The sequence below is a fragment of the Bartonella sp. MR30HLJHH genome, from assembly GCF_042194195.1.
GTDB classification, from domain to species: domain Bacteria; phylum Pseudomonadota; class Alphaproteobacteria; order Rhizobiales; family Rhizobiaceae; genus Bartonella; species Bartonella grahamii.
In genome coordinates, this window is the sequence record NZ_JBHIMO010000091.1 from 1 (window position 1) to 869 (window position 869).

Below are 869 nucleotides of genomic sequence, written 5' to 3' on the forward strand. Positions count from 1 at the left end.
TGATACCCTTGATCCAAACGCCCCACCAAACGCATGTGACGAAGGCGAAGGCGTCATCCATATGGATGAAGAGGATAGATAAACAAAGCTATTTTATGATGATAAAAAGAAATACTATTTTTATTTTACTATTCCTAAAAATACAGCTAAACAGCGTTCAATTTCTACCATTTTATCTGCATGAATGGAGCCGAAAGCTGGACTAACTTTTTCACATCTTACCGTCATAATCTTATCAATCATTACTTGCGAAGGTTTTTGTAAGCCATTTTTTGTGTTTGGCTGAATCGTAATGCGGAGTAATGGCGCATCAACAAGTGTACTTGTAATTGGTAAAACCGTTACACTTGTATGCTCACTAAATTGATTAGCTTGAATGATTAACGCAGGTCTTGGTTTACCAAAATCGCCTTGCATAGCTATTGTGACGAGAGATCCACGCATTATTCTGTCCAGCCATCAACATCCATTAAAGATTGATCCATCAACAACTGCATAGATGTATCTGTTTTATCCATTTTTGCGACTAAGCGACATTGGCGTCGGCACTCTTCTGCAAAGTTCGGTTGGCGAATATCTGGTACCCAAATTTGCATTAAACGCAAACCTGCTTTTCTTTGTGCGTTGCGATGTTTTTGAACGCGTTCATTGACGTGCATTGTAGCCATAACAAAATCTCCATTATGTTTCATGTAACGTATAACACAGAAAAAAGTTACATGAAACGAGATTTTTAATAAAAGGCAATAATTGCAATTTTTAATATTCACTCATCCCCGCCTTGTGTGGGGCTTTTTTATGGAGCAACATATGCGAAAAATATCATCAGAAGGACTAGCACTTATCAAACAATGGGAAGGTTTGCGTTT

General features: G+C 37.7%; 2 protein-coding genes. Both read right to left on the reverse strand.

The window, feature by feature from the left end; genetic code table 11:
- Window positions 1-120: 120 nt before the first annotated feature.
- Window positions 121-444 carry a type II toxin-antitoxin system PemK/MazF family toxin gene (locus tag ACFIKR_RS09480; RefSeq protein ID WP_375620473.1) on the reverse strand — a complete coding sequence of 108 codons (324 nt, stop codon included), beginning with the start codon at window positions 442-444 and terminating at the stop codon, window positions 121-123.
- On the reverse strand, window positions 444-668 hold the full coding sequence (locus tag ACFIKR_RS09485; protein ID WP_273791685.1) for an antitoxin MazE family protein: 225 nt from the start codon (window positions 666-668) through the stop codon (window positions 444-446). Before ACFIKR_RS09485 ends, ACFIKR_RS09480 begins: the two co-directional genes overlap by 1 nt.
- Window positions 669-869: the final 201 nt, after the last annotated feature.